The sequence below is a fragment of the Paenibacillus sp. FSL F4-0087 genome, assembly GCF_038020215.1.
Classification (GTDB): domain Bacteria; phylum Bacillota; class Bacilli; order Paenibacillales; family Paenibacillaceae; genus Paenibacillus; species Paenibacillus taichungensis.
The window spans coordinates 3,862,267-3,888,590 of sequence record NZ_JBBODJ010000001.1; the positions used below are offsets into that span (position 1 = coordinate 3,862,267).

The 26,324-nt window shown below is 46.7% G+C and carries 20 protein-coding genes, 15 tRNA genes and 2 rRNA genes; 35 read left to right on the plus strand and 2 right to left on the minus strand.

Annotation, left to right across the window (positions count from 1 at the left end; all coding sequences use genetic code 11):
• The first annotated feature begins 4 nt into the window (after positions 1-4).
• The 7 genes from gatB (at position 5) to MHB84_RS17800 (ending at position 7,407) form a co-directional block, all read left to right on the plus strand.
• Positions 5-1,444, plus strand: a complete 1,440-nt coding sequence (gene gatB, locus MHB84_RS17770) for an Asp-tRNA(Asn)/Glu-tRNA(Gln) amidotransferase subunit GatB (protein ID WP_076291276.1) — start codon at positions 5-7, stop codon at positions 1,442-1,444.
• A 119-nt stretch (positions 1,445-1,563) separates the two neighbouring features.
• The gene (locus MHB84_RS17775) at positions 1,564-2,028 is read left to right on the plus strand and encodes a GNAT family N-acetyltransferase (RefSeq protein ID WP_076291277.1); all 465 of its coding nucleotides are present in this window, start codon (positions 1,564-1,566) and stop codon (positions 2,026-2,028) included.
• Positions 2,029-2,061: 33 nt separating this feature from the next.
• Positions 2,062-2,772, plus strand: a complete 711-nt coding sequence (locus tag MHB84_RS17780; protein WP_076291278.1) for an MgtC/SapB family protein — start codon at positions 2,062-2,064, stop codon at positions 2,770-2,772.
• A gap of 146 nt (positions 2,773-2,918) precedes the next feature.
• Positions 2,919-3,512: a hypothetical protein gene (locus tag MHB84_RS17785; protein ID WP_076291279.1), complete on the plus strand. Its 594-nt coding sequence runs from the start codon at positions 2,919-2,921 to the stop codon at positions 3,510-3,512.
• A gap of 26 nt (positions 3,513-3,538) precedes the next feature.
• Positions 3,539-4,939 (plus strand): DUF4097 family beta strand repeat-containing protein, encoded by a 1,401-nt coding sequence (locus tag MHB84_RS17790; RefSeq protein WP_076291280.1) that lies wholly within the window; start codon positions 3,539-3,541, stop codon positions 4,937-4,939.
• Positions 4,940-5,114: 175 nt separating this feature from the next.
• Positions 5,115-5,537 carry a peroxide-responsive transcriptional repressor PerR gene (gene perR, locus MHB84_RS17795; protein WP_024631328.1) on the plus strand — a complete coding sequence of 141 codons (423 nt, stop codon included), beginning with the start codon at positions 5,115-5,117 and terminating at the stop codon, positions 5,535-5,537.
• A 139-nt stretch (positions 5,538-5,676) separates the two neighbouring features.
• Complete coding sequence (locus tag MHB84_RS17800) at positions 5,677-7,407, plus strand: glycosyl hydrolase family 18 protein (RefSeq protein WP_083679076.1); 1,731 nt, start codon at positions 5,677-5,679, stop codon at positions 7,405-7,407.
• Between the two features lie 127 nt (positions 7,408-7,534).
• On the opposite strand, the gene MHB84_RS17805 is transcribed toward MHB84_RS17800, so the two are convergent.
• Entirely contained in the window at positions 7,535-7,939 is a 405-nt protein-coding gene (locus MHB84_RS17805) for a YgzB family protein (RefSeq protein ID WP_053778954.1), read from the minus strand.
• Positions 7,940-8,061: 122 nt separating this feature from the next.
• Here MHB84_RS17805 and MHB84_RS17810 point away from each other — a divergent pair, with 122 nt between their 5' ends.
• The 19 genes from MHB84_RS17810 to MHB84_RS17900 all read left to right on the plus strand — a co-directional run bounded on the left by MHB84_RS17810 (position 8,062) and on the right by MHB84_RS17900 (position 17,049).
• Positions 8,062-8,943 (plus strand): nucleotidyltransferase-like protein, encoded by an 882-nt coding sequence (locus MHB84_RS17810; RefSeq protein ID WP_256716906.1) that lies wholly within the window; start codon positions 8,062-8,064, stop codon positions 8,941-8,943.
• 463 nt (positions 8,944-9,406) lie between these two features.
• Positions 9,407-10,958, plus strand: a 16S ribosomal RNA gene (locus tag MHB84_RS17815).
• Positions 10,959-11,206: 248 nt separating this feature from the next.
• Positions 11,207-14,132 (plus strand): 23S ribosomal RNA (locus tag MHB84_RS17820).
• The 16S and 23S rRNA genes sit together here with 15 tRNA genes alongside, the layout of an rRNA operon.
• Positions 14,133-14,200: 68 nt before the next feature.
• Positions 14,201-14,276, plus strand: a tRNA-Asn gene (locus MHB84_RS17825).
• Between the two features lie 3 nt (positions 14,277-14,279).
• A tRNA-Ser gene (locus MHB84_RS17830) sits at positions 14,280-14,371 on the plus strand.
• A 6-nt stretch (positions 14,372-14,377) separates the two neighbouring features.
• A tRNA-Glu gene (locus tag MHB84_RS17835) sits at positions 14,378-14,449 on the plus strand.
• 70 nt (positions 14,450-14,519) lie between these two features.
• Positions 14,520-14,595, plus strand: a tRNA-Val gene (locus MHB84_RS17840).
• 18 nt (positions 14,596-14,613) lie between these two features.
• A tRNA-Met gene (locus tag MHB84_RS17845) sits at positions 14,614-14,687 on the plus strand.
• Positions 14,688-14,714: 27 nt separating this feature from the next.
• Positions 14,715-14,792, plus strand: a tRNA-Asp gene (locus MHB84_RS17850).
• 96 nt (positions 14,793-14,888) lie between these two features.
• Positions 14,889-14,964, plus strand: a tRNA-Phe gene (locus MHB84_RS17855).
• 18 nt (positions 14,965-14,982) lie between these two features.
• Positions 14,983-15,058, plus strand: a tRNA-Thr gene (locus MHB84_RS17860).
• A gap of 5 nt (positions 15,059-15,063) precedes the next feature.
• A tRNA-Tyr gene (locus MHB84_RS17865) sits at positions 15,064-15,149 on the plus strand.
• A gap of 6 nt (positions 15,150-15,155) precedes the next feature.
• Positions 15,156-15,229, plus strand: a tRNA-Trp gene (locus tag MHB84_RS17870).
• Between the two features lie 29 nt (positions 15,230-15,258).
• A tRNA-His gene (locus MHB84_RS17875) sits at positions 15,259-15,331 on the plus strand.
• Positions 15,332-15,344: 13 nt separating this feature from the next.
• Positions 15,345-15,419 (plus strand) — tRNA-Gln (locus tag MHB84_RS17880).
• A gap of 4 nt (positions 15,420-15,423) precedes the next feature.
• Positions 15,424-15,498: transfer RNA gene (locus tag MHB84_RS17885), tRNA-Gly, on the plus strand.
• 6 nt (positions 15,499-15,504) lie between these two features.
• Positions 15,505-15,578 (plus strand) — tRNA-Cys (locus MHB84_RS17890).
• 23 nt (positions 15,579-15,601) lie between these two features.
• Positions 15,602-15,680: transfer RNA gene (locus tag MHB84_RS17895), tRNA-Leu, on the plus strand.
• Between the two features lie 448 nt (positions 15,681-16,128).
• A complete protein-coding gene (locus MHB84_RS17900; protein WP_083679045.1) occupies positions 16,129-17,049 on the plus strand; it encodes a methyltransferase domain-containing protein in 921 nt (306 codons plus the stop codon).
• A 182-nt stretch (positions 17,050-17,231) separates the two neighbouring features.
• On the opposite strand, the gene MHB84_RS17905 is transcribed toward MHB84_RS17900, so the two are convergent.
• Entirely contained in the window at positions 17,232-19,589 is a 2,358-nt protein-coding gene (locus MHB84_RS17905; protein WP_083679044.1) for a helix-turn-helix domain-containing protein, read from the minus strand.
• Between the two features lie 516 nt (positions 19,590-20,105).
• Here MHB84_RS17905 and MHB84_RS17910 point away from each other — a divergent pair.
• From MHB84_RS17910 to MHB84_RS17950, 9 genes are all read left to right on the plus strand, one after another.
• Complete coding sequence (locus tag MHB84_RS17910) at positions 20,106-20,414, plus strand: LiaF transmembrane domain-containing protein (RefSeq protein WP_062324034.1); 309 nt, start codon at positions 20,106-20,108, stop codon at positions 20,412-20,414.
• A gap of 33 nt (positions 20,415-20,447) precedes the next feature.
• Positions 20,448-21,119 (plus strand): PspA/IM30 family protein, encoded by a 672-nt coding sequence (locus MHB84_RS17915; RefSeq protein WP_063566170.1) that lies wholly within the window; start codon positions 20,448-20,450, stop codon positions 21,117-21,119.
• A gap of 4 nt (positions 21,120-21,123) precedes the next feature.
• On the plus strand, positions 21,124-21,360 hold the full coding sequence (locus MHB84_RS17920) for a PspC domain-containing protein (RefSeq protein ID WP_063566169.1): 237 nt from the start codon (positions 21,124-21,126) through the stop codon (positions 21,358-21,360).
• Between the two features lie 17 nt (positions 21,361-21,377).
• On the plus strand, positions 21,378-21,884 hold the full coding sequence (locus MHB84_RS17925; protein WP_063566168.1) for a PspC domain-containing protein: 507 nt from the start codon (positions 21,378-21,380) through the stop codon (positions 21,882-21,884).
• Position 21,885: 1 nt separating this feature from the next.
• Positions 21,886-22,593, plus strand: coding sequence for a PspA/IM30 family protein (locus MHB84_RS17930; protein ID WP_024634152.1), 708 nt, complete (start codon positions 21,886-21,888; stop codon positions 22,591-22,593).
• A gap of 149 nt (positions 22,594-22,742) precedes the next feature.
• Positions 22,743-23,390 carry a cell wall-active antibiotics response protein LiaF gene (liaF, locus tag MHB84_RS17935; RefSeq protein WP_076290952.1) on the plus strand — a complete coding sequence of 216 codons (648 nt, stop codon included), beginning with the start codon at positions 22,743-22,745 and terminating at the stop codon, positions 23,388-23,390.
• A 32-nt stretch (positions 23,391-23,422) separates the two neighbouring features.
• Positions 23,423-24,544, plus strand: coding sequence for a sensor histidine kinase (locus tag MHB84_RS17940; protein ID WP_076290951.1), 1,122 nt, complete (start codon positions 23,423-23,425; stop codon positions 24,542-24,544).
• On the plus strand, positions 24,480-25,154 hold the full coding sequence (locus MHB84_RS17945; RefSeq protein ID WP_090904561.1) for a response regulator transcription factor: 675 nt from the start codon (positions 24,480-24,482) through the stop codon (positions 25,152-25,154). Before MHB84_RS17940 ends, MHB84_RS17945 begins: the two co-directional genes overlap by 65 nt.
• 243 nt (positions 25,155-25,397) lie before the next feature.
• The gene (locus tag MHB84_RS17950; RefSeq protein ID WP_076290950.1) at positions 25,398-26,138 is read left to right on the plus strand and encodes a YwmB family TATA-box binding protein; all 741 of its coding nucleotides are present in this window, start codon (positions 25,398-25,400) and stop codon (positions 26,136-26,138) included.
• Positions 26,139-26,324: the final 186 nt, after the last annotated feature.

Sequence of the window (26,324 nt, forward strand, 5' to 3'; positions counted from 1 at the left end):
AGAAATGTCCGCATCTAAATATGAAACGGTCGTTGGACTTGAAGTCCATGTCGAGTTGCATACAAACTCCAAAATCTTTTGCGGCTGCTCCACTGCCTTTGGAGCTCCGCCAAATACACATACTTGTCCGGTCTGTCTCGGACATCCAGGCGTATTGCCTGTATTGAATCGCCAAGCTGTAGATTACGCGATGAAAGCAGCCATGGCCCTTAACTGCACCATTGCTGATGTCAGCAAGTTTGACCGCAAAAACTACTTCTACCCCGATTCTCCGAAAGCTTATCAGATCTCACAATTCGATCAACCGATCGGTGAGAATGGCTGGATCGATATTGAAGTTAACGGTGAAACGAAGCGAATCGGGATTACGCGTCTTCATCTGGAAGAAGATGCAGGGAAGCTTACCCACGTTGACGGCGGTTATGCTTCATTGGTCGATTTCAACCGTGTGGGTACTCCGCTCGTGGAGATTGTGTCCGAGCCGGAGATTTCTTCTCCGGAGGAAGCTCGTGCATACCTGGAGAAATTGCGTGCCATCATGCAGTACTGTGATGTATCCGACGTGAAGATGGAAGAAGGTTCATTGCGTTGTGATGCCAACATTAGTTTGCGTCCGCATGGACAGGAGAAGCTGGGAACGAGAGCCGAACTGAAAAACATGAACTCCTTCCGTGGCGTTCAGCGTGGTCTGGAATACGAGCAGTTCCGCCAAGCTGAAATTTTGGACGACGGCGGTGAAGTGGTTCAGGAAACTCGTCGCTGGGATGAGGCTCAAGGGAAAACACTGTCGATGCGTGGTAAAGAGCAGGCGCATGACTATCGTTATTTCCCAGATCCGGACTTGGTGAAGCTGCATATTGATGCAGCCTGGAAAGAACGGATTAGAGCTTCCATACCGGAGCTTCCGGACGAGCGTAAAACCCGTTATACGGCTGATTATGGACTGCCTAATTATGATGCAGAGGTTATTACCTCATCCAAAGCGGTCGCTGATCTATTTGAAGACAGTCTGAAATACACCAAGGATGCCAAAGCCGTATCCAACTGGATTATGGGCGATTTGCTTGGTTACTTGAATACCAGCAACCTTGAATTGACTCAGGTGCCACTGACTGGCCAAGGTCTGGGTGAGATGATTGGATTGCTTGAAAAAGGTACAATTAACAGTAAAATCGCCAAAACGGTATTTAAGGAAATGCTGGAGAGCGGCAAGCTCCCGCAGCAAATCGTCGAAGAAAAAGGTCTGGTCCAGATTAGTGACTCAGGTGCCATTCTCGCCATTGTGGAGCAGGTTGTTGCGAACAACCCGCAATCCGTGGAAGATTACAAGGCTGGGAAGCAGAAGGCCATTGGTTTCCTCGTTGGTCAAGTCATGAAAGAAAGCAAAGGCAAAGCCAATCCGGGACTAGCCAATCAACTGCTTACAGATGTACTGAACCGCTAATCCATCCGGTGAGGCCGGACAGAAAGAGGCTCGTCCCTGTGACAGCCTCTTTTTGTTAGGGGCACAAGTTTGATTTTATTGTCCAGGATTCCGTGATGTATTAAGGAGATGAGGAAGGTATGAAGATTCAATCTTTGTCATTGAGTGATGTGGAGACCGTAGGTCAGCTCTGGCGACTGCAGCATGTAGCTTATCGACTCGAAGCCGAAATCATCGGTTTTCAGGAAATTCCGCCTTTGATGGATACGATGGAGACCCTGCAGAACTGTGGAGAGATCTTTTATGGCTATTTGGACACGGATGGTGAATTACTTGGTGCGGTCGCAGTAGATGAGGAAGAGATCAATACGTTGACGATCACACGCATGATGGTGCACCCTGATCATTTTCGTAAAGGAATTGCTGCTGCTTTGATGACGTATGTGTTTGAACAGTATCCGGATCTTCCGCGTTATATCGTTTCCACAGGGACGCTGAACCAGCCAGCCGTGAAATTGTATACCAAATTCGGTTTTAAGCCCGTGGAAGTTGTACAGATTGCACCTGGAGTGGAATTAACGACATTTCATAAGAATAAAGATTAATGATGTGAACAACTTGGAGGAGGAATACCGGCTTTGGGCAATCCCTGGTTAATAGATGAGTGGCACATTTTATTGCGATTATTACTGGCTATGCTGCTTGGAGGGCTTGTAGGCCTGGAGCGGGAGCGTTCCAATCATGCTGCTGGTCTGCGTACCCATATTCTGGTATGTCTTGGATCTGCACTAATCATGATGTTGTCTATTTATGGTTTTAAAGATTTTGCAAATGAATTAAACGTAAGGATTGATCCGGCCCGTCTGGCTACAGCCGTCATTACAGGCGTTGGGTTTCTCGGAGCGGGCACGATTCTTTTTACTGGCAAGTCAATCACCGGACTGACAACGGCAGCTTCCATTTGGGTTGTGGCAGCCATCGGACTGGCAACAGGCGCGGGATTCTTTTTTGCCTCCATCGTGTCAACAGTCTTGGTATTACTTAATCTCTGGGTATTCAACAAGTTGGAACTTAGGTATATACGGGGAAACAAACTACATGTTGTTACACTTCATACCTTGTCTGAGCCCGGTTTTCTGGAACAGGTATCTTCATTTATGGAGCAGGAGAAGATCAAAATCCGTAAAATAACGGTTAATGAGCAGGATTTGGCTTATGCAGAAATGGTATCGGTTGAACGCAAAATTGAAATTGTGTTGCATGTCTACATGCCACATGAGTTCAGTGCAGTGCAGCTCGTATCCAAGTTAAGACAGTGGGAACATGTAACAAAAGTGTCGGTCGAATAAATGAATTAAACCCTCTGAGGCCTTTAGTGCCGGAGGGTTTTTGCCCATAACCATATTTCTTCCAGTTACTCTCCAGGCTCTTTAGGGTACTATCTAACCAAATGCATGAAGAGCGGGAACATCAGCCCGGAAGAAAGGAGTCGTTTATGAAACGGAAACGTCAGTCAAACCATAATTCGAGCGGAAAGCGCGGAAAACCTGTCCGAAATCGGACCCACAAGTTTATTGCCGGGTTACTAAGTGCGGTTATTCCGGGTCTGGGCCATATTTATCTCCGACTATACATGAGAGGTCTGACTTTCATGATGCTTGTGCTTCTGGACCTGTCAGCACTTTTGTATTTCTCAACTATTGGAATACAGATCAATGTACCATTGCTTATCCTACTGGCATTGTTTATTCCGGTGATTTACTTTTACAATGTATTCGATGTATTGCAATCTGCGGACTGGGTGATGATGCGCAGGAGAAGAGCGGTTACGCACAATAGCTCGGACAAGCCCATCCCTAACGAACGTTCTGCAGGGGAAGCTATGATGGTGTGGGAGAGAGGCATTTCGTTTGGATTACTTCTGATTGTTGGAGGATCGCTGCTGGTATTGTTCTTTCGCAAACCGCGTTGGTTTAAAGAGTTAATCGCTGTGTATGGCGGATACACTTTTGCTGTTTTGATGATCGCAGGAGGACTAATCCTTTTCGGACGGGAAATCTGGGTCATGCTTCGCAAAAAGAAAATCTAGTGTGAACTATTCAAGGAGGGATGGCCATGAACCGTAAAGTCCGGGTCGGCCGCTATACGGCTGCCGCCTTACTCGTAGCTGTCGGTGTGTTGTTGATTTTGGATAAACGGTGGGGAACGGACTATGTATATGAGATGGTCGATTGGTGGCCCCTCTTGATCGTTGTGTTAGGTGTAGAATACATACTGTTGTTCTTAGTGACACGTCGAAGAGGGAATGCAGCTTCAGACAACCAAAGTGAGAAAATTAAAATGCGCTTCAGACCCGATGCGAAAGGAATCCTGGCGTCCCTTGTCCTGACGGCATCTGTTTTTATCGTTTCTGAGCAGGATCATTATATGCATTTGTGGAACAGGGTGAGTCTTAATCTAGGAGCAGCATCCATGGACTATAGTCAGGCAGCAGGATATATGGAAGATAAGGGCACGATTCGGGTGCCTGTAGGTATGGATACGTCGGACCTCGTTGTTGAGGGAGTGAACGGGGATATCTCGGTACAGCGGGGGGACACAGAAGAGATTGAGGTGCGTACGGTAGTTTGGGTGGATCAGACAACTGAAGTGCAGGCCAAAGCAGTGGCAGACGCTTCCTTTGTTGAGGCAGACGGGACAAAAGTGATTCATATCAAGACTACAGGCAAAACGTATGGAGAGAACGAGAAAACACAGCCGCGGATGAATATCACCATAACGATCCCGGATGATCGTCGTTTCAATCTCGATATTCGAACGTCCAATGGAGCCATATTGTTGAATCGTCCAGAAGCCATTAGTACCATTTTGGCTGAGACAGGAAATGGACGGATACGAATTACGAATGCGGTAGGTGATATTTCTGGTAAAACCCTGAATGGTGATGTTGTTGTGACAAATGCGATCGGAAATGTGGACTTGAACAGTAATCGAGGCGATATGAAGGCCCGTGGGGTTTCTGGAAATGTGAATCTGACTACACAAGTCGGAAGTATTAGCATCACGGACTCCGTCGGAGAGATCACGGCGGATACCCGAAACGGCAATATCAGTGTAGACGGCGCAAGTTTGGCAGTCAAAGCTCAATCCCTCAATGGCAGTATAAGTATTGTATCCGCCAAAGTAGGCGGTGACTGGGACGTTTATAGCGCTGTAGGTGCTATTAACATTTTGATTCCGGAGCGGGGGGATTATAGTCTCAGTGGTTCCAGCAGTTATGGAGATCTGCAAACGGATCTGCCGTTTAAAGTGAAGAATAAAACGATTGAGGGCCAGCTTGGTGAAGGAGAATATACGGTTAAAGTTGAGGGGAACAGTGACCTCACTATTGATCGTAATCCTGCAGTACCTCCTGTTGGAACGAATTCACTGGATTCGGAAGATACGGATGATAACTTGGAACAAATGACCGAAGACGGACAGAATTCCCAAGAACAAACGTCCGAAGTTCCCTGACTGACGCGTTGACAATAAACTTGCAATCGCCGTACAATAAATATAAACTGGCAAGGTTACACGGCAGGGAAAATGTAAAGTCGTTGTTCCAGCCGAGGATCAACTCTGAATGAAGAGGACATGTGATCACACATTCTGTCTCTGCAGAGTAATGAAAGGTAAGGCGGTGGGTTTTATGGCAACACGTGTCCAACATGCGTTGGAGCATCTGAAAACGACCGGTGTCCGTATTACACCCCAGCGTCATGCCATATTGAACTATCTGATGGAATCCATGGGGCATCCAACAGCCGATGAAATTTACCGTGCGCTTGAACCCCAGTTTCCCAGTATGAGCGTGGCGACTGTATATAACAATTTGAAGATGTTTCTGGAAGCCGGCATGGTTCGGGAATTGACATACGGAGATAATTCAAGCCGCTTCGATGCCAATGTGACGGATCATTACCATGTTATCTGTGATAAATGCGGCAAAATTGAAGACTTCAGTTATCCTTCGTTAAAGAGCGTCGAGCTTCAGGCGGAGTCAAGTACAGGATTCGAAGTACATGGGCACCGATTGGAAGTATATGGTGTTTGTAAAAGTTGCAGGGATTAAGAGAGTTGAATTACAATATTAACGTGCAGAATTCAGATTGGATTCTTCACGTTTTTTGTTTTTAGGACGATAGAATGGATATAGTCTCAGCAGCAGTTTAGCTATTTCATGATTCAGCATGATTAACGGAGGTAGACGTTTGAGTAGAAAAAGCAGATATACACGTCAGAAGCGCCGCTCGTTCTGGCCTGGATTTTTGGCTGCCTGTGTTGTCGCAGGCGGTGCTTATTGGCTAATAACGAATGTTTGGCTTAATCAGATTCATGAAGACCCCGACTGGATTGGCATGAATCAACCTATTTTTGTGGACGGACAATTAATGGATGGCGAGGCGTCAGGAACGGGAGATCAGCTTAAATTGCCTGTATCGGTACTACAAGAGGCGATCGATTCCGGAATACGTTATGAAGCTGACACAGGAGATATCATTATTGCAACACCGCAGCGAGTACTCCATATGAAGGAAGGTAGTACGAAGGCGGAACTTAATCATCGAGATTATCCCATGACGGTTAAACCAGAGGTGGTTGGCGGAGAAGCTTATATTCCGCTCAAACCTTTAAAAGAAGTATATGGAATAGCTATACAGGAAGATGCTACAACGGGTGCCGTGCTGCTGATGCGTGGAGGTGACACCATTCAGTATGCGGAGATTAATACATTGTCTTCCAAGGCAGACAAAACCGTTCCTCTATACAAACGCGGAGGGGAATCTTCTCCCATCATTGCCGATATGGAGCAGGACGCGCGAGTAAGGGTATGGCAGACTGGTGATGATCAGAGCTTTGTTCAGTTGGATAATGGTTATGCCGGATATGTGGCTAATAAGTATGTCACTCTTACCGAGAAAAAGGAACTGGACAAGCCTAAGTTCACCCTGACCGCGGCGGAGAAAAAGTGGCAGAATAAACCGGTAAACCTGGTTTGGGAAGCCGTATACAATCGACAGCCTGATGTGTCTTCGATTGGTAAGATGCCTGGAGTTAATGTGGTCAGCCCCACGTGGTTCCATATTACAGATGGACAAGGCAACGTAAAAAGTAAAGGGGATAAAGCATACGTCAACTGGGCTCACCATTCCGGCATGGAAGTGTGGGGCTTGATGGATAACAGCTTTGATCCGGATATTACGAAAGAAGCCGTGGCCTCATATGAGACACGTACGCATATTATTGAGCAGATGCTGGAGTATGCACAGACGTATCATTTGGACGGTATTAACATTGACTTTGAAAATGTCTATACAGATGATGGACCGAACATCACTCAATTTGTCCGCGAAATTAAGGCGATGGCTCGCATACATGGCTTGATGCTCTCGGTTGATGTGACGCCGAAATCGAACAGTGAGATGTGGTCTGCTTTTCTGGATCGTCGCTCGTTAGGCTCTTTTGCCGATTATATTGTCGTTATGGCATATGACGAACACTGGGCTGCAAGTCCAAAGGCCGGTTCGGTTGCCTCGCTTCCTTGGACCGAGTCTTCTATGAGAAGGATCCTGGAAGAGGATGAAGTACCATCGAACAAATTGATTATGGCTGTGCCTCTATATACTCGAATCTGGACGGAAGAGACTAATGATCAAGGAGAAGTAAAAGTGTCTTCCAAAGCGGTAGGCATGAGCACCATCGCAGATCTGATTAAGGAAAAGAAACTCAAACCTGTTCTGGATAAACAAAGCGGACAAAATTATGTGGAATATTCCGAAGATGGGGCCACTAAGAAAATTTGGATAGAGGATGCCGTTTCGCTTCAGGCACGTGTTGATTTGGTTGCTTCGTTGAAATTGGGTGGAGTAGCTGCATGGAATCGAAGCTTCGCCAATGCATCGGCATGGGAAACGCTAAAACAGGCAGGGTATTCGAAATGAAATAAACATGAAATAGCTCAATTGAACTTATATATTAATTAATTTAATGTCTTTTTGAAATTCAAAAAAAGGTCCGGTGAAGATACCGGGCCTTTTTTCTGTCTCTGGGCTTTGATGAAAAGAGCATCTAGCTGTTGGAACTCATGCCATGATCTGTGTCGGAAGGGGATGGAGGTGTGGAATGCGCTTTCAGTTGTGAACTGGTTGTATTGGCCTGATTAGGGTCCAGGGTAAGGATGGTATGACAGAACATACAACGATCCGTCTTGCCGAGCATTTTGGTTAACTTGCCACATTCCGGACAGTCTACTTGTACTGCGCTGGTGGAAAGCATACCAGCCCAGAAATAAATGGCCAGACTAGCCATCATGGCAATCAGGCCGATGACGAGTCCCACAGCGGCAAATACTTTGCCTGCGTGTCCCCAGAACACAATTCCGGCAGTTCCCAGTACCATTAGGCCCATGCCTAGCATGGTAAGTAGTAGTCCCCAAGTGCGAAAAGCATTAATTTTTGCAGATTTAAAAATCATGAAAAATGCTCCTATCGTATGAGTAGTATCGGACCTGGATAAGAAGGAAACCTTAGTCTGCATGTAGAATTACATTATAACTGACTTGGCGCTTATCTGCCATGAATTGTATGGAGGGAATCGTGGAACTAAAGAACCTTGCTTTTTTGTCCGAACAGTCGGAAGAGACAGGGGCAGTTGGGGCTATCGCTTATTCCCACCCGGGAGAACGATTCCACGGCTCCCTAATCCAGGATTTTGAATTGCTTGTACTTGTTGTGCATAATACCGACCAGTTGATATCCAAGGTTGGACACTACAAATATGGTGATCTTCGTTATCAAATGATCTATGTCAGCCGTCATGAGCTGCAGAGCAGTGTAATCACGGGGGATAACAATAACATCATGCAGTGCCTGATTGAAGGTGAGATCATCTGGGAAGCAGATAATGCCTTGAGCGATTTACGAGAGGAACTATCTGCTTTTGGAACCGAATTGCGTGAGCAAAAGCTGCTGCATGAGTTCGCCAGCTTTTTGAAAATGTATGTGGAAGCCAAACGTTACATTCAAGAGGGCCATGTTGTTGATGCCTATTACAATGTACTTGAGGCTCTGGGGAACTGGGCTAGAATTGTACTTATTGAACAGGGGATCTACCCGGATCATGCCGTCTGGACACATGTGCAGAGTTTGGATCGTGCTTTGTGGAAGCTCTATCAGGAGCTTACAGTAAGTTCAGAGACTCTGGAACAGAGAGTTGAGCTTGTGCTGCTTGCTTGTGAATTCTCAGTGATGTCCAAAATGAGCGATTGCTCCGGTTTACTTCTGCGTGTGCTTGGAAGTCGAAGGGAGCCGTGGAGTATGGATGAACTTGTCCATCATCCACAGTTGAGATTTGTACGGGAGGATCTACCGCTCATCCTTCGCAAGCTGGTGTTTCGTTCTATAGTAAAAGAATCGGCAGGCTGGCCATCCTTTATAGGAGGAGATGGACGGGAAATCCGCTATTGGATTGAGGCGTAGATACTCGAGAAGACTGTCATTAAATGGCTTATAATGTGGGAGGGGAAACCTTCCTTTTTTGTTTGATTAATAATTTATAAAAAGAGGTTGACTCTTATTTAGGAAATATGATACATTATATTTCGTTCCTCAAACGAGCTTATCGTCAACAATTGATAAATTCTGCGGAGGAATTAGTGAAGAACAAAAGCTTCAAAAAAAGAAATTAAAAAAAGTTCTTGACGAAAACAAACGAAATGTGATACATTATTTAAGTCGCCGCCGAAAACACGGTTGAGACGGAAAAAGAGTAACACAAATCGAGTTTGATCTTTGAAAACTGAACAACGAGTGAGTAACGATCTTGCTTGCAAGATCGACGCTGAGAAATTGGTACAAGTCTTCGGACTGTATGATTTCAAAGCAAAAATGAGATTTTTAATCTCGTCAGTTTCAAAATGAGCTTATCGCTCTTTTCAATACTTTATTGGAGAGTTTGATCCTGGCTCAGGACGAACGCTGGCGGCATGCCTAATACATGCAAGTCGAGCGGACTTGATGAGAAGCTTGCTTCTCTGATGGTTAGCGGCGGACGGGTGAGTAACACGTAGGCAACCTGCCCTCAAGTTTGGGACAACTACCGGAAACGGTAGCTAATACCGAATAGTTGTTTTCTTCTCCTGAAGAGAACTGGAAAGACGGAGCAATCTGTCACTTGGGGATGGGCCTGCGGCGCATTAGCTAGTTGGTGGGGTAACGGCTCACCAAGGCGACGATGCGTAGCCGACCTGAGAGGGTGATCGGCCACACTGGGACTGAGACACGGCCCAGACTCCTACGGGAGGCAGCAGTAGGGAATCTTCCGCAATGGGCGAAAGCCTGACGGAGCAATGCCGCGTGAGTGATGAAGGTTTTCGGATCGTAAAGCTCTGTTGCCAGGGAAGAACGCTTGGGAGAGTAACTGCTCTCAAGGTGACGGTACCTGAGAAGAAAGCCCCGGCTAACTACGTGCCAGCAGCCGCGGTAATACGTAGGGGGCAAGCGTTGTCCGGAATTATTGGGCGTAAAGCGCGCGCAGGCGGTCATTTAAGTCTGGTGTTTAATCCCGGGGCTCAACCCCGGATCGCACTGGAAACTGGGTGACTTGAGTGCAGAAGAGGAGAGTGGAATTCCACGTGTAGCGGTGAAATGCGTAGATATGTGGAGGAACACCAGTGGCGAAGGCGACTCTCTGGGCTGTAACTGACGCTGAGGCGCGAAAGCGTGGGGAGCAAACAGGATTAGATACCCTGGTAGTCCACGCCGTAAACGATGAGTGCTAGGTGTTAGGGGTTTCGATACCCTTGGTGCCGAAGTTAACACATTAAGCACTCCGCCTGGGGAGTACGGTCGCAAGACTGAAACTCAAAGGAATTGACGGGGACCCGCACAAGCAGTGGAGTATGTGGTTTAATTCGAAGCAACGCGAAGAACCTTACCAGGTCTTGACATCCCTCTGACCGGTACAGAGATGTACCTTTCCTTCGGGACAGAGGAGACAGGTGGTGCATGGTTGTCGTCAGCTCGTGTCGTGAGATGTTGGGTTAAGTCCCGCAACGAGCGCAACCCTTGATCTTAGTTGCCAGCATTTCGGATGGGCACTCTAAGGTGACTGCCGGTGACAAACCGGAGGAAGGTGGGGATGACGTCAAATCATCATGCCCCTTATGACCTGGGCTACACACGTACTACAATGGCCGGTACAACGGGCTGTGAAGCCGCGAGGTGGAACGAATCCTAAAAAGCCGGTCTCAGTTCGGATTGCAGGCTGCAACTCGCCTGCATGAAGTCGGAATTGCTAGTAATCGCGGATCAGCATGCCGCGGTGAATACGTTCCCGGGTCTTGTACACACCGCCCGTCACACCACGAGAGTTTATAACACCCGAAGTCGGTGGGGTAACCGCAAGGAGCCAGCCGCCGAAGGTGGGATAGATGATTGGGGTGAAGTCGTAACAAGGTAGCCGTATCGGAAGGTGCGGCTGGATCACCTCCTTTCTATGGAGAATCGTTTCCCGAGTGGAAACATTCAAATACAAAATCTAGCCAGGTCGGCTAGTTACTCACTCGTTGCTCAGTTTTGAGAGCTCAAACTCTCAAACAGCTTGCTTTTGCATGGAGCTTGTTCTTTGAAAACTAGATATCGAAACGAAAATTGCGAATTAGAACATTCCTTTTTAAGCTGAACTTGTGTTAAAACAAGTTTCAATAAAAACGGTAGATTGCATTTGCTCCTTGGAGCAATTGGTTAAGCTACTAAGAGCACACGGAGGATGCCTAGGCGCTAGGAGCCGATGAAGGACGTGGCGAACAACGAAACTGCCTCGGGGAGCTGTAAGCAAGCTTTGATCCGGGGGTGTCCGAATGGGGAAACCCAGCTGGGGTAATTTCCAGTTACTCATAACTGAATACATAGGTTATGTAGAGGCATACCAGGGGAACTGAAACATCTAAGTACCTTGAGGAAGAGAAAACAATAGTGATTCCGTCAGTAGCGGCGAGCGAACGCGGAGAAGCCCAAACCAGAGAGCTTGCTCTTTGGGGTTGTGGGACATCTCACATGGAGTTACAAAGGAACCGGTTAAACGAAGAGGTCTGGAAAGGCCCGCCAAAGAAGGTAAAAGCCCTGTACTTGAAAGTCTGTTCTCTCCGAGATGTATCCCGAGTAGTGCGGGGCACGTGAAACCCCGTATGAATCCGGCAGGACCATCTGCCAAGGCTAAATACTTCCTAGCGACCGATAGTGAAGCAGTACCGTGAGGGAAAGGTGAAAAGCACCCCGGAAGGGGAGTGAAATAGAACCTGAAACCGTGTGCTTACAAAAAGTCAGAGCCCGTTTTAGGGGTGATGGCGTGCCTTTTGTAGAATGAACCGGCGAGTTACGTTCCCGTGCAAGGTTAAGGTGAAGAGCCGGAGCCGCAGCGAAAGCGAGTCTGAATAGGGCGACATAGTACGTGGACGTAGACCCGAAACCGGGTGATCTACCCCTGTCCAGGGTGAAGGTGCGGTAACACGCACTGGAGGCCCGAACCCACGCACGTTGAAAAGTGCGGGGATGAGGTGGGGGTAGCGGAGAAATTCCAATCGAACTCGGAGATAGCTGGTTCTCCCCGAAATAGCTTTAGGGCTAGCCTCGGAAAACAGAGTCGTGGAGGTAGAGCACTGATTGGGTGCGGGGCCCGCAAGGGTTACCAAGCTCAGTCAAACTCCGAATGCCATAGACTTACTTCCGGGAGTCAGACAGTGAGTGCTAAGATCCATTGTCAAAAGGGAAACAGCCCAGACCATCAGCTAAGGTCCCCAAGTGTGTGTTAAGTGGGAAAGGATGTGGAGTTGCACAGACAACCAGGATGTTGGCTTAGAAGCAGCCACCATTGAAAGAGTGCGTAATAGCTCACTGGTCGAGTGACTCTGCGCCGAAAATGTAACGGGGCTAAACACACCACCGAAGCTATGGCTTGATGCTTTGCATCAGGGGTAGGGGAGCGTTGTATAAGGGTTGAAGGTGTACCGTAAGGAGCGCTGGACATTATACAAGTGAGAATGCCGGTATGAGTAACGAAAAGATCAGTGAGAATCTGATCCGCCGAAAGCCTAAGGGTTCCTGAGGAAGGCTCGTCCGCTCAGGGTAAGTCGGGACCTAAGGCGAGGCCGAAAGGCGTAGTCGAAGGACAACAGGTCGAAATTCCTGTACCACCGTAAGCCGTTATGAGCAATGGGGGGACGCAGCAGGGTAGTGACGCGGACTGATGGATGTCCGTCTAAGCAGTGAGGCTGATGTGTAGGCAAATCCGCACATCGTAAGGCTGGGCTGTAATGGGGAGCGAAAATTATAGTAGCGAAGGTCATGATCTCACACTGCCAAGAAAAGCCTCTAGCCAGGTGATGGTGCCCGTACCGCAAACCGACACAGGTAGGCGAGAAGAGAATTCTAAGGCGCGCGGAAGAACTCTCGTTAAGGAACTCGGCAAAATGACCCCGTAACTTCGGGAGAAGGGGTGCCCCGGTAGTGTGAATAGCACGAGGGGGCCGCAGTGAAAAGGCCCAAGCGACTGTTTAGCAAAAACACAGGTCTGTGCGAAGCCGTAAGGCGAAGTATACGGGCTGACGCCTGCCCGGTGCTGGAAGGTTAAGGGGAGCGGTTAGGAGCAATCCGAAGCTGTGAACCGAAGCCCCAGTAAACGGCGGCCGTAACTATAACGGTCCTAAGGTAGCGAAATTCCTTGTCAGGTAAATTCTGACCCGCACGAATGGCGTAACGACTTGGGCGCTGTCTCAACGAGAGATCCGGTGAAATTTTAATACCTGTGAAGATGCAGGTTACCCGCGACAAGACGGAAAGACCCCATGGAGCTTTACTGCAGCTTGATATTGAATTTGGGTACGATCTGTACAGGATAGGTGGGAGCCTTTGAAGCATGAGCGCCAGCTTATGTGGAGGCACCGTTGGGATACCACCCTGATCGTATCTAGGTTCTAACCTGGTACCGTAATCCGGTGCGGGGACAGTGTCAGGTGGGCAGTTTGACTGGGGCGGTCGCCTCCTAAAGAGTAACGGAGGCGCCCAAAGGTTCCCTCAGAATGGTTGGAAATCATTCGAAGAGTGCAAAGGCATAAGGGAGCTTGACTGCGAGACCTACAAGTCGAGCAGGGACGAAAGTCGGGCTTAGTGATCCGGTGGTACCGCATGGAAGGGCCATCGCTCAACGGATAAAAGCTACCCTGGGGATAACAGGCTTATCTCCCCCAAGAGTCCACATCGACGGGGAGGTTTGGCACCTCGATGTCGGCTCATCGCATCCTGGGGCTGAAGTAGGTCCCAAGGGTTGGGCTGTTCGCCCATTAAAGCGGTACGCGAGCTGGGTTCAGAACGTCGTGAGACAGTTCGGTCCCTATCTGTCGTGGGCGTAGGAAATTTGAGAGGAGCTGTCCTTAGTACGAGAGGACCGGGATGGACGTACCGCTGGTGTACCAGTTGTTCCGCCAGGAGCACCGCTGGGTAGCTATGTACGGAAGGGATAAGCGCTGAAAGCATCTAAGCGTGAAGCCCCCCTCAAGATGAGATTTCCCAGTATGTAAGACCCCTTGAAGACGACGAGGTAGATAGGCTGGGGGTGGAAGTGCAGCAATGCATGGAGCTGACCAGTACTAATCGGTCGAGGGCTTATCCAATATGCAAGTTGTAAGTCGCACATTTCGTTTCGGATCTAGTTTTCAGAGAATGATCTCTGAAGCATTATTCCCTGATAGCTCAGTTGGTAGAGCACTCGACTGTTAATCGAGTTGTCACAGGTTCGAGCCCTGTTCGGGGAGCCATATGGAGAGGTGTCCGAGTTGGCCGAAGGAGCACGATTGGAAATCGTGTAGGCGCCACAAGCGTCTCGAGGGTTCGAATCCCTCTCTCTCCGCCATAGCAAGGCCCGTTGGTCAAGGGGTTAAGACACCTCCCTTTCACGGAGGTAACAGGGGTTCGAATCCCCTACGGGTCATATCTAACTTCGAAAAAAAAGAAGTTGATTTACACAGCAGTTTTATGATAAGATCATAAATGTGTTGTTCGGAGGCTTAGCTCAGCTGGGAGAGCATCTGCCTTACAAGCAGAGGGTCGGGGGTTCGATCCCCTCAGCCTCCACCATATAAATTTTAATAACGACGCGGGGTGGAGCAGCCCGGTAGCTCGTCGGGCTCATAACCCGAAGGCCGCAGGTTCAAATCCTGCCCCCGCAATTATACTTTCTATCAAGAAAGTGATCTGGAACCGTGGTGTAGTTGGCCTAACATGCCTGCCTGTCACGCAGGAGATCGCGGGTTCGAATCCCGTCGGTTCCGCCATTTTAATCTTTACATGAGGAAGCTGTTCACTAAATCTGCTATATGGCACCGAACGCCCTAGATAAAGTGTAACGTTTCAGGATTAAACTTTATTATGGCTCGGTAGCTCAGTCGGTAGAGCAGAGGACTGAAAATCCTCGTGTCGGCGGTTCGATTCCGTCCCGAGCCACCATTTATCACAACTTAATACGCCGGTGTAGCTCAACTGGTAGAGCAACTGACTTGTAATCAGTAGGTTGGGGGTTCAAGTCCTCTCGCCGGCACCACTTATGGAGGATTAGCGAAGTGGCCAAACGCATCAGACTGTAAATCTGCTCCCGTACGGGTTCGGTGGTTCGAATCCATCATCCTCCACCAGTTTTTAGGGGCATAGTTTAAAGGTAGAACAACGGTCTCCAAAACCGTTGGTGTGGGTTCAATTCCTGCTGCCCCTGCCAATTAACTTTTAAGAACATATTGTATTATGGCGATCGTGGCGAAGTGGTTAACGCACCGGTTTGTGGATCCGGCATTCGGGGGTTCAATTCCCCTCGATCGCCCCTTTGTTTTTTTTGGGGATTAGCCAAGCGGTAAGGCAACGGACTTTGACTCCGTCATGCATAGGTTCAAATCCTATATCCCCAGCCATTATGCGGACGTGGCTCAGCGGTAGAGCATCGCCTTGCCAAGGCGAGGGTCGCGGGTTCGATTCCCGTCGTCCGCTCCAAAATATGGCGCCATAGCCAAGTGGTAAGGCACAGCTCTGCAAAAGCTTTATCCCCAGTTCGAATCTGGGTGGCGCCTCCAGTATTTTCATAAAAACTTCATATGCCGGCGTGGCGGAATGGCAGACGCGCTCGACTCAAAATCGAGTGGGAAACCGTGGAGGTTCGAGTCCTCTCGCCGGTATTCAAGCAAGTATGGAAAAGCTCATTAGATGCAAAATCTAATGAGCTTTTTTTATTTGTCGGAATGAAAGGTGACGTGCGGCAATTAAGCAAAGAGGGGCTCCTGAATGGAATTTTGTAGGTCATCACAACACCATTACTGCAGGGGAGTCCAACATGATGGGCTTGGGTAAATACGCGACTATCTTGTATCTCTAATTACTCAATTTCATTCCCTGATCTCTGGCACTCGGATTATGGCTTATAGAAGGAGATGGAATTATTTTTGTTTACGTATTGACTCATAACTTTAATCAGTATATTGTGGATATACAAAGTCTCTAATATTACTTCGTTTAATTATGGATATTATAGCTCTTTTAAATTCATATAAAAGATGCTTATCCAAGCAAGCTAGTATCCTTTTGCGTGTAAATTTATATTTTATAAAAGAAACGGAGTGAAGCAACGTGTCTGAGGAAAAACATGTATTAAAACATTCTGAAATTTTATTTGATCGTTCTGTGTGGGAAGAAGCGTGGAAGAATCAGTCGACAGCTTCAAAATACAATATGAAGAGTACGGCGTTTGACGCAACAGGAGCATTTGAACGATGGGCTAGAGAATATCACCAACAGTCGTTTACTGACGATGGAAAGAAGCGATCCGATCGCATCACAGGCTGGATAGAAAATCAGGGTGTGAGTTTTGACGGGTTATCCATATTAGACATTGGAGCAGCGTCAGGCATCTTTACGATTCCTTTTGCAACCAAAGGAGCGACCGTTACAGCTGTAGAGCCCTCTGAACTGTTAGTTTCATTAATGAAGGAGACAATTCCTGCATCCCTTACATCCAGTATTGATATCGTTTCAGAGCGGTTCGAGGACATATCGATTCAGGACAAAGGTTGGGAGAAGAAATATGATTTTACATTTGCATCCATGTGCCCGGCAATGTCGAATTGGGAAACGATTGAACAGGCGATTAGCACTGCCCGAAAGTATGTTTATATTAGTACGATGGCTGGACCGAGAGAACACACACTAATAAATGAGCTTAAAGAGGTACTAGGTGTCTATCCATCATACAACGCCGGAGATATGGGATATATACAACAGCTGCTGTACCTGAAAGATTATTCTTACACCACCTTAATCACTAAAGAAACAAGTTATATGCAGATGCCTGTTGAGGAAGTCGTTGATAAGCTTCAGGAGTGGCTTAGCACGCACGAACTGCCAACGGATGAAGGTTCACTTGCCCTGGCTGAGCAATATATCAGAGACACTTACAAGGATGGTATGGTTACATTCTCACGCGGAGGGAAGTTCGGTAAAATTCTGATTCAATTGGAGCAACAGAACATGAAAGTGGTACTTACCAAGTAACAGTAGACCCATTTCAGCAGGAACAATTTAGATAAAGTTTTAAAAAGGAAAAGGGAGCAGTATAACTGCTCCCTTTTTGATGGTCAGATATAAGACATCTTATTCTTCGACTAAATAACAAACGTTCTTCTTCTATAAATAGAAATTGATATAACTCTCATACTTCATCCTCCAAAGAGCCGTTATTGCTTTATGGATAGATCAGGCTTATGTTTACGTTCCCTATACTGTCCAGGCGTGATCCCTTCCCATTTTCGAAAAGAACGGATAAAGTTCTGCGGGTTGTTATAACGAAGCCGTGCGGCGATATCCTTGACCGTCAGCTCGCTTTCGTCGAGCCATTTTTTAGCTATACTGAAGCGGTACTTTGTCAGATACTCACTGAATGAACATCCTGTCTCTTTGCGGAACACACTACTTAGGTAGTTGGCATTGTAATGAAGTCTGGATGCGCATTCCTCCAACGTCAGATCCTTATCGTATTCTTGCTGAATGATGGCAATCATTTTCTCGGATATTTGCTGATATTGGGCGTACTGTCTTTCTTTCAAAATGAGAATGATCGGTATGATGATATGTTTGTTAAACCATTGCTCAACCTCAGCTGCATACTGCAGAGCATGAAGTTCATTGAAAATAGACCCATGGCCTTTGGAGATCTGTCCCAGTCGTATACCGGATTCCTGCATCATCTGCAAAATATGTGTTAACAATCGGGTAAGTGCTACCTGATATTCTTCCGGTGTGCATTCCATGCCAAAGAGCACTTTAAGCAACTGATGGAGATGAGAGGAGGCCAGGGCTTCATCGGCATTTTGGATAGCTTGTATCAGCGTATATTCCAGTGATTCGGGATATGGCAGTGTCCAATGGGAAGTACGATTGTCTATCGCCTCAAACTGAAAGATGATGCCTGCTCCCAGTTTCATTCGATGCTTAAGTGCCTCAAAGGCCTCTGTATAAGCTTGTGGTATCTGAAATAGGGAGTTGTGAGGCTGACTGAAGCCAATGCTTACTTGAAGACTAAGGATCACACTGATCTGATGTTGGAGTTGTTCGGTTAACGTGTACAGATGTTGTGAAAAACGAACACGGTCTTGCTCAGAGGTACCGATGATTGTAACGACAGCCTGTTCATATACCACAGGAAGTAACTGTTGTTCTGCATAAATACTCTCCTCCAGTATGTTCTGAACGGCAAACAACAACAGATCCCGATCCTTGGCATGATATTTGGTGTGATTCATAAGATCAGTCTGGATTGCAATGACGGCTATTTGTTGCCACTCTTGAAGCTGTGAACCATAACCATTCTCTCTGAGTGTGTCATGAAGAGTGGACGGTGCATTTTTACCCAGAAGCAGGTTGATTAGAAAATGAGTGCGTATCTGCAACTTATATTGATTTAGTTTGCTTTCAAGCTGGGATTGAGAAGCAGAGAGCTGCGAGACGCCAGCTCTGATTTGTTCGAATTCGTCTATATGAAGTGTAGACTTGGTTCCAAGGCGATCGGGTAAGCGTTTATCACCGAGTTGTGCAAGAAGCTTGCGGATGGGCATATGCATTCGTCTCGAACCTACCCAAGAGAGCAACAGTGAGAGCAGTAGCATAGCAACACTGATATACATGGTGTGCAGCCCAATCTGAACATACTCGTGAGTAAGAATATTCGTAGGCGAAATGAGAATATATGTCCACCCTTTTAGAGAAGAATGCGCATAGGACAGCGAGTAACGTGTATCTGCAATATGCACCTCTCGTTGACCAGAAGAGGCAGCGAAACCACGCTTAGATAACAATTCACTAAAGTTGGCCTTCGAATCGTTGTCCCATATTCCTGCTGAAGCTAATGGCTGACCAATGTATTCGGGATCGGGGTGGACCATGATGCGTTGTTCACGATTCAAAATGATAAGTCCGGCTGTAGAGCTGTCGGGTGCATCCTCTTCCAGTGGTTTTTGTAGTGAGCATGCGGGAATTCCCGCAATCAGGGCAGCGTCAGAAGAAACATTTACATCGGGTATCGATCTGGCGAGTGCAATATGATAGATACAGCCTGAATTCACCGGGCGCTCATTATTGTTAAACACGGATGAGGGTGTAAGCTGCCAACCGGATGTGAGCGTGCTTGATAATAAGTCTTTCATCGGCAGAGCCATTGGGAAATCAGTATTCAGGTATAGGCCAGCATGATCGATAAGCCAATCCTGGGTCTGATTTACGAGCGTAATATCCATTAGAGGCTCCCATGACCTCATATTCTTGAATTCGGTCTGTAACTTCTCAGCAAACAAAGGCCCGGTACCCTGAACCGATGATGATGAAGTTAGCGAATGGAGCGTGTCCGGTGACCGAACGGCCTGATCGAGCATATAGCTTACGGTTGCAAGTTTGTGCTCCACGTTGGTTTGCATTTGGATTAACAGTTGTTTATTGGCTTGAGCACGATGTAGCTCTGATTGTTTTGAAGAATAGATAAAAGCAGCGATTCCCGTCAACAGAATGGGCAGGGTACTTAACAAAATTCCGAAGACTATCATTTTATGTAGATAGCTGAATGATCGCACAGGTCCACTCCTGACTTATGAATTAGTAACACTTTCTATTTTAGTAAACGCTTACATATAGAACAATCTAAATTTTGTTTATTTGGATAAAAAAGTAATAAAAAACCAAGCGGAAATTAAGATCATGAAATCGTTCAAATTATAATAGAGGTCGTTTTAGCTTTAATGGAAGGCATAATGGGAAACGTCAGTCGAGGGAGAACGTAGATAAGAGGTATGGAAGTCGTATTATACGGGGTGAAACGGCTTTGAAGAAGGATATTAAGGGATATCTAAGGCCTTTATTCGGTATAGTGGCCAATGGTCTGATCAAGGGACAGTCAAAGGTCCAACCCGATCCCCGACCTGAGTCTAGGATGAAAAACCGTCCACGGTCTGTTTTGAAAAGTCGCAATTTCCCCTAGAATAAGGACATAAGGTTAAACAAGAAACAAACGAACAAACACACAAACCAAAATTAACGAACCGAAAGGGTGGTGAACAATAATTATGAGATGGAATAAAGGAAATGGCTGGGCGGTTGTACTGATTGCATTGGGTGCACTCCTCCTCTTCGGAAAGTTAACTCCTCTACTGGGACATTTAATGGGTTATCTAATTCCGATCCTGATGATTGCACTTGGCTACTACGGAGTTAAACGAGGAAATGTACTGCTTGGATGGATTGTTCTCTTCATCGGTATCCTCTCATTGCTGGGTAAACTGGCCTGGCTGATCGGACCGATCATCGCGATTGGGTTAATCATCTTCGGATTCTCCATGTTGAGTAATAATCGCAGTCGTCGTGGCCGTTACTAAGCTTTCACGATTATGATAAGGAGGACAGACAAAATGAGTGTATTTCGTCGAATGCGGGACATTACCGTAGCTAATTTAAACGAACATCTGGAGCAAAGTCAGGATCCAGTCAAACTGATTGATCAGTTTCTGGTCTCGACCCGCCAAGACATCGGTGAAGCCGAGAAGCTTCGTCATCAATATGCAAGCCATACCAGACAAATGAAACAACAAGCGGATCAGGCAGCAGGTATGGTACACAAACGGGAAGAACAAGCTTCCATGGCTCTGAAAGCAGGCGAGGAGCATTTAGCCAAACTTGCTTTGCAGGAGAAAATTCTCCACGAGGAAAAAATGGAGCAATACAATGAATTGTACGCACAAAGCAATGCGGCTTTACAGGAACTGGACGAACAGATCGACCAACTGAAAGTGGAGTATCAAAATGTATACAGCAAACGCCAATATTACTACGCTCGTATGCAGACGATTCAATTGCAGCAACGAATGAATCAGAGAGGTCACTACAACGGTCAGAATGTACCCCGTATGTTCAACCGGCTGGACGATCAAGTTTCTGATCTCGAATATGAGGCACAAAGTCTCCGGGATTTGCGGCGGATGAGTCAGGATGGGTCAGGTACGTCTGGCACCATGTCATCCTCTACGCTGGACAAAGAACTGGAACGGCTGAAACAAAAGCTGAACAATGACAGAAAGGAGTAGACACATGAATAAACTTTACCGCTCATCGCGTAATCGTATGCTGACAGGTTTGATTGGCGGCATATCTGAAAATCTTGGATTTAGTTCCACGCTGCTGCGTATCATTTTCTTCATCAGTATTTTCGCTACGGGGGGTACATCATTGTTGATCTACTTCATCGCTGCATTGGTAGTGCCAAAAGAACCCTATCACGCTGATCCATACACTTATGGTGCTGATCACGTAAGAGGATACAAGTAAAAGAAAGGAGTAAGCACATGAGCAAATTATATCGCTCAACGCGTGACCGGATGTTGACTGGATTATGTGGTGGGATATCCGAGTCGATCGGCATGGATTCAACCTTGCTGCGTATCATCTTCGTCATCAGTATCTTCGTAACTGGCGGCACGTCGTTGTTAATCTACTTCATCGCAGCACTGGTGGTGCCAAAAGAGCCATATCCACCTTATGATCCATACGGCTATGGTCCTGGCCCTGGTCCTGGCGCTGGTAGAGGATACAACAACTTTGATCACGAGCCGCCAAGAGGTCCTTTCCAAAACAACCATAATCAAGGCCCAGGTAACTTCGGTCCTGGCCCAGGATACAACAGCAGACCTCAGTCTGGTCCACGTTCTTACGACAATAACGCTTACGGAGCAGGGTCACAGCAAGAAAGTGAACTTGATTCCATGATGAAAGATATTGAGAAAAAAGCATTGAAAAAAGAAGTTGAAGAGCTTCGCCAAAAATTATCTCGTTACGAGAAGGGAGAAAAGTAAAATGGGAGTATTTAAACGGATTAAGGATATGACTAAAGCGTCGGTAAATGATATGTTGGATAAAGTGGAAGACCCGATTGTAATGTTGAACCAGTACTTGCGTGACATGGAGGCTGAAATTCATGAGGCAGAGGTAACAGTTGCCAAACAAATGGCGAATGAGCGTCGCATGAAACAGCGTCTGGACGAAGCAGAACGTACATCGGTACAACGTGAGTCTCAGGCAGAGGCTGCACTGGCTAATGGTCAGGAAGAAGTGGCCCGTAAATTGCTGGAAGAGAAAATCTACTTCGATCAAAAAATTACGGAATACAGAGAACTTCATGCTCAATCCGAAGCTCAAGCCAAAGATTTGCTGCAACAGCTGCATGACATGAAAGATGAGTTCTACAAAATGCGTAACAAACGTAATGAACTCGTATCCCGTGCACAAATGGCGAAAGCCAAAAAACAAATGTCCCAAATCAACAGCTTGCACTCCATCGAGAGTGGTGGCGCATCCCTTGGATTCCACCGCATGGAAGAGAAAATCATGCAAATGGAAGCTGAAGCTGATGTGATCCGTGCACCTTATCGTAATACACAATCTACGTACACTAATCCTGTAGATACAGAAAAGCAATTCAAAGTGGATCAACAGCTGCAAGCTCTGAAAAACAAAATCGGCAATGGTGCCAAAAATGAAACGGGCGGTACTTCAAAAGAATAACTGTTCGCTCAGCAGACAATATGATATTCTATAAATCGTGAATAAAGAACGGTTTCTAGAACAAAGGTTAAGCCATACAGGTGTTCAAAGCCTGATATGGCTTTTCCGTCGAATTGGGAAGATCAACTTACAGAGGAGGTGCGGCAGAGATGAATAAGAAGGGTCAATGGCTTGCTGTTGTAATCATTGTCATCGGCATGCTGATGTTACTGAACCGAAGTATTAACCTGCTGACCGTCGCCGCACTGATTCTGTTAACGATAGGTATGGTTCAAGTTCGTAAGGGTGACACACATAAAGGCTATCGATACCTTGGTATCGGTGCCGCTCTGTTGTTGCTTGATAATTTAATGATTGTATTTTTAATTGTACTGGCCTCACTAGCCTATTTTTATTCCAAAAACAAAAAGATTCATCTAGATGGACATGTCATGCGGAAGCAAAATTTCATGGCTCGTTACTATTGGGATCAAGCACCATGGACATTGCGGAGTATGAGCCTATGGCATGCCATGGGTGAGATTAATGCAGATTTGTCACTTTCCCTCCCGGAGGAGAAACAAACGATTGTACTTTTGCAGGGAGTTATGGGGAATGTTCGTCTGATACTGCCTGAAGATTATGGTGTTGAAATTGAGGCATCGGTACTCTTTGGACGGATTAGCCTGAATGGAGAGCAGGATAGTGGCATGATGAACAAATTGGTATGGAGAACTCCTGGATATGAGTCCAGTGAACATAAAGCAAAATTTGTCATTTCTTATATTGTTGGCGACCTAAACATCAGTAATCCGTAATAAGTTAAATAGGTGAAGAAGGAGGAGACCGGATGAAGACAAAACGACATACCGACATGGTAACCCGAAGTATGGGTGAAGGGATCCTCCTTGTTTTCATTGTGCTCATTGTAATCTTGTATGTATTGTATACATATGGTTATCTTGCTCCGTTTGCAGGGTGGAGGCATCTGATTCAATCGGGTCTGGCGTTACTGCTGCTCTTGATCGGTATGGGTGCGGCCTTCGGCTTCTATCAGAGCTACCGGGTCAAACGAAGGCTTGAACTGTTGCGAGAGACACTGTTGCAATGGGAAAAGGGCTCACTCTCACGTACAGTGCCAGACCTTGGTATTGATGATGTCGGCCGATTAAGTGAGCAGCTTGGACGAATCGGCAAAAAGTGGGAAGATCAGGTCTCCTCGCTGCAGAGGCTGTCTACGAATAACGCTCAGCTGGCTGAACAGGCCAGAATAACGGCCATTGTGGAAGAGAGACAGCGCCTGGCACGAGAATTGCATGATGCGGTATCACAGCAGCTGTTCGCCATTTCCATGACCGCGACCGCGGTTGGACGAAGAATGGAAAAGGATTTTGCGCGTGCTCAGCGGCAGGTGGCCCTGATTGAAGAGATGGCGTCGGTAGCTCAGTCCGAGATGCGTGCATTGCTATTGCATTTGCGACCTGTCTATCTGGAGGGTAAACATCTCGAACAAGGTTTGCGCGATCTTGTGATGGAGTTGAAAACAAAAGTACCTATGGACATCGTACTCGAAATGGATGAAGACATTCATTTGATCAAAGGCATTGAGAATCATCTGTTCCGTATTATTCAGGAAGCGATGTCCAATACATTACGTCATGCGAAGGCAGAAAAGATGGAAATTCGGCTTCAGCGCCGGATGGATGCCATTCGGGTACTGATTCGTGATGATGGTCAGGGATTTGATCTCGACGATCAGAAACAGGCCTCCTATGGTTTGACCAATATGCGTGAACGTGTGACTGAAATTGGAGGAGCCATTCAATTTGTAACGGCGCCGGGCAAAGGAACACGAATTGAGATTACAATACCTTTGATGAACGATGAAAGCGAGGAAGAACATGTCAATGGAGACGGGAATAGAAACGGAGACGGAAGCGGAAACGTCGATCAAAGTGTTGCTCGTGGATGATCATGAAATGGTACGTATTGGCCTCGCTGCGGTGCTGGATACCGAAGATGGCATTGAAGTGGTGGGGGAAGCGGGCAGTGGTGAGGAAGGCATTCGGTTGGCACAGGAGTATAAGCCTGATGTTGTCCTGATGGATCTCGTTATGGAAGGAATGGACGGGATTGAAGCCACACGGCAGCTGCTTAAAATGTATCCGGAATGCAAGGTCATTGTGCTGACCAGTTATCTGGATGATGAAAAAATGTATCCGGTTATCGAGGCAGGAGCCTTCAGTTATCTGCTGAAAACATCCAGAGCCAATGAGGTGGCAGATGCAATCCGTGCTGCAGCTCGGGGGCAATCGGTTCTGGAGTCACAAGTGGCGTCCAAAATGATGAATCGTTTCCGACAGCCGCAGGCAGTGGCACCAGCTCATGATGAATTGACTGATCGGGAGATGGATGTACTTCGGTTAGTAGCTAAAGGCAAATCGAATCAGGACATCGCAGATGATCTCATTATCGGGATCAAGACAGTCAAATTTCATGTGACGAACATACTAGCAAAATTGGGCGTGGATGACCGTACACAGGCAGCCATCTATGCTTATAAGAATGGACTTGCGGAATAGAAAAAGAAGCGTGTGAAGGTTGAGGCATGCACTATGATTTTGCTGAGTAGATAAGGTGAAGTTAAGAAATCGGTGGAGCACGATTCGAAAGTTTGTTCTGCCCATAAGATGCTATAAGGTCCGATCAGCCATGAAGATGGTGGATAGGGCTTTTTTTGTGTGCCAAAAAGAAGTTTAGCAAATGAGTAATGGGGGCATGCTGTTGATAGATTCATAGAATGTAAGAAAGAGCGGAGGATTCAAATGTTAAATCGATGGATGACAGCAGGCATACTGGCATTAGCAATTATTATACTTGTAGGCATGACTCATGTGTACGCTGAGAAGACGGAATCCGAAGCAGGCAAGCTGGAACAATTGATGAAGACCGCCGATACAGCAATCGATCATGTGGACCGTCTAGTCATTAAATGGCAAGGTGAAGGCCGTGGAGATGCAAAAGAGCAGGCGGAGTTGCTTGCTCATCAGTTAGGATTGCAACAGCCTGAACGCGGTGTTCAGACGGGGCATGATGTGTATCGTAGTGAGATGGTTGCTGACGCTCAGCATGCAGGCATTCTGGTCAATGTTGTCGTGACGGGGGAAAAGGAATACTACACGATTGTCCAATTAACAGGCAATGAACATACAGACCAACGTTTATTGACCACATTACATGAACAAGTATCCCAGTTGCTCAACGATTCGGGAATGAAAGCAGCATGGAATTTCGCTGTGCAGGGCACAGGTGCAACTGAAGAAAGTGGCGCCAGCAGTCAATTGCAGCAAATCGAGGAACAGCTATCTGGAGATATGAATATGCAAGCGATAGAACGTTATACAGATAACAGCACTGCCAGTGTGTCATATGAGGCATCGGATCTGCCCATAGCGATTAAGAGCGGTAAACATCACTTGAACATGCAGCTTGCTGTCCATCAGGATGACGAAAAGGGGACTAATCGAGTTACAGTAGGTTTCCCTGTTATCACGATCGAATATTAATGCAATATTCAAGCAGGTTTATAAGTCTGATCATGAATTTTTATAGATGAAATTTCCATGAATTGTGGAAAAATAGTGATAACATTTCTCAGGAAAATTAGTGCAACCCATGGGGCTTTATGCTAAAATGGCATCACATCCAAGAAGGAAATTTGCTGGTAATTGACGGTTGTATGTTGCGTATAT

Excerpts from the sequence above, each read along its gene's own strand:
- MHB84_RS17930 (WP_024634152.1), top strand. The coding sequence starts at position 21,886 with ATGGGAGTATTTAAACGGATTAAGGATATGACTAAAGCGTCGGTAAAT.
- MHB84_RS17910 (WP_062324034.1), top strand. The coding sequence starts at position 20,106 with ATGAGATGGAATAAAGGAAATGGCTGGGCGGTTGTACTGATTGCATTG.
- MHB84_RS17915 (WP_063566170.1), top strand. The coding sequence starts at position 20,448 with ATGAGTGTATTTCGTCGAATGCGGGACATTACCGTAGCTAATTTAAAC.
- MHB84_RS17945 (WP_090904561.1), top strand. The coding sequence starts at position 24,480 with ATGGAGACGGGAATAGAAACGGAGACGGAAGCGGAAACGTCGATCAAA.
- MHB84_RS17785 (WP_076291279.1), top strand. The coding sequence starts at position 2,919 with ATGAAACGGAAACGTCAGTCAAACCATAATTCGAGCGGAAAGCGCGGA.
- gatB (WP_076291276.1), top strand. The coding sequence starts at position 5 with ATGTCCGCATCTAAATATGAAACGGTCGTTGGACTTGAAGTCCATGTC.
- MHB84_RS17805 (WP_053778954.1), bottom strand. The coding sequence starts at position 7,939 with ATGATTTTTAAATCTGCAAAAATTAATGCTTTTCGCACTTGGGGACTA.
- MHB84_RS17920 (WP_063566169.1), top strand. The coding sequence starts at position 21,124 with ATGAATAAACTTTACCGCTCATCGCGTAATCGTATGCTGACAGGTTTG.
- MHB84_RS17790 (WP_076291280.1), top strand. The coding sequence starts at position 3,539 with ATGAACCGTAAAGTCCGGGTCGGCCGCTATACGGCTGCCGCCTTACTC.
- perR (WP_024631328.1), top strand. The coding sequence starts at position 5,115 with ATGGCAACACGTGTCCAACATGCGTTGGAGCATCTGAAAACGACCGGT.
- MHB84_RS17925 (WP_063566168.1), top strand. The coding sequence starts at position 21,378 with ATGAGCAAATTATATCGCTCAACGCGTGACCGGATGTTGACTGGATTA.
- MHB84_RS17950 (WP_076290950.1), top strand. The coding sequence starts at position 25,398 with ATGTTAAATCGATGGATGACAGCAGGCATACTGGCATTAGCAATTATT.
- liaF (WP_076290952.1), top strand. The coding sequence starts at position 22,743 with ATGAATAAGAAGGGTCAATGGCTTGCTGTTGTAATCATTGTCATCGGC.
- MHB84_RS17905 (WP_083679044.1), bottom strand. The coding sequence starts at position 19,589 with ATGATAGTCTTCGGAATTTTGTTAAGTACCCTGCCCATTCTGTTGACG.
- MHB84_RS17940 (WP_076290951.1), top strand. The coding sequence starts at position 23,423 with ATGAAGACAAAACGACATACCGACATGGTAACCCGAAGTATGGGTGAA.
- MHB84_RS17775 (WP_076291277.1), top strand. The coding sequence starts at position 1,564 with ATGAAGATTCAATCTTTGTCATTGAGTGATGTGGAGACCGTAGGTCAG.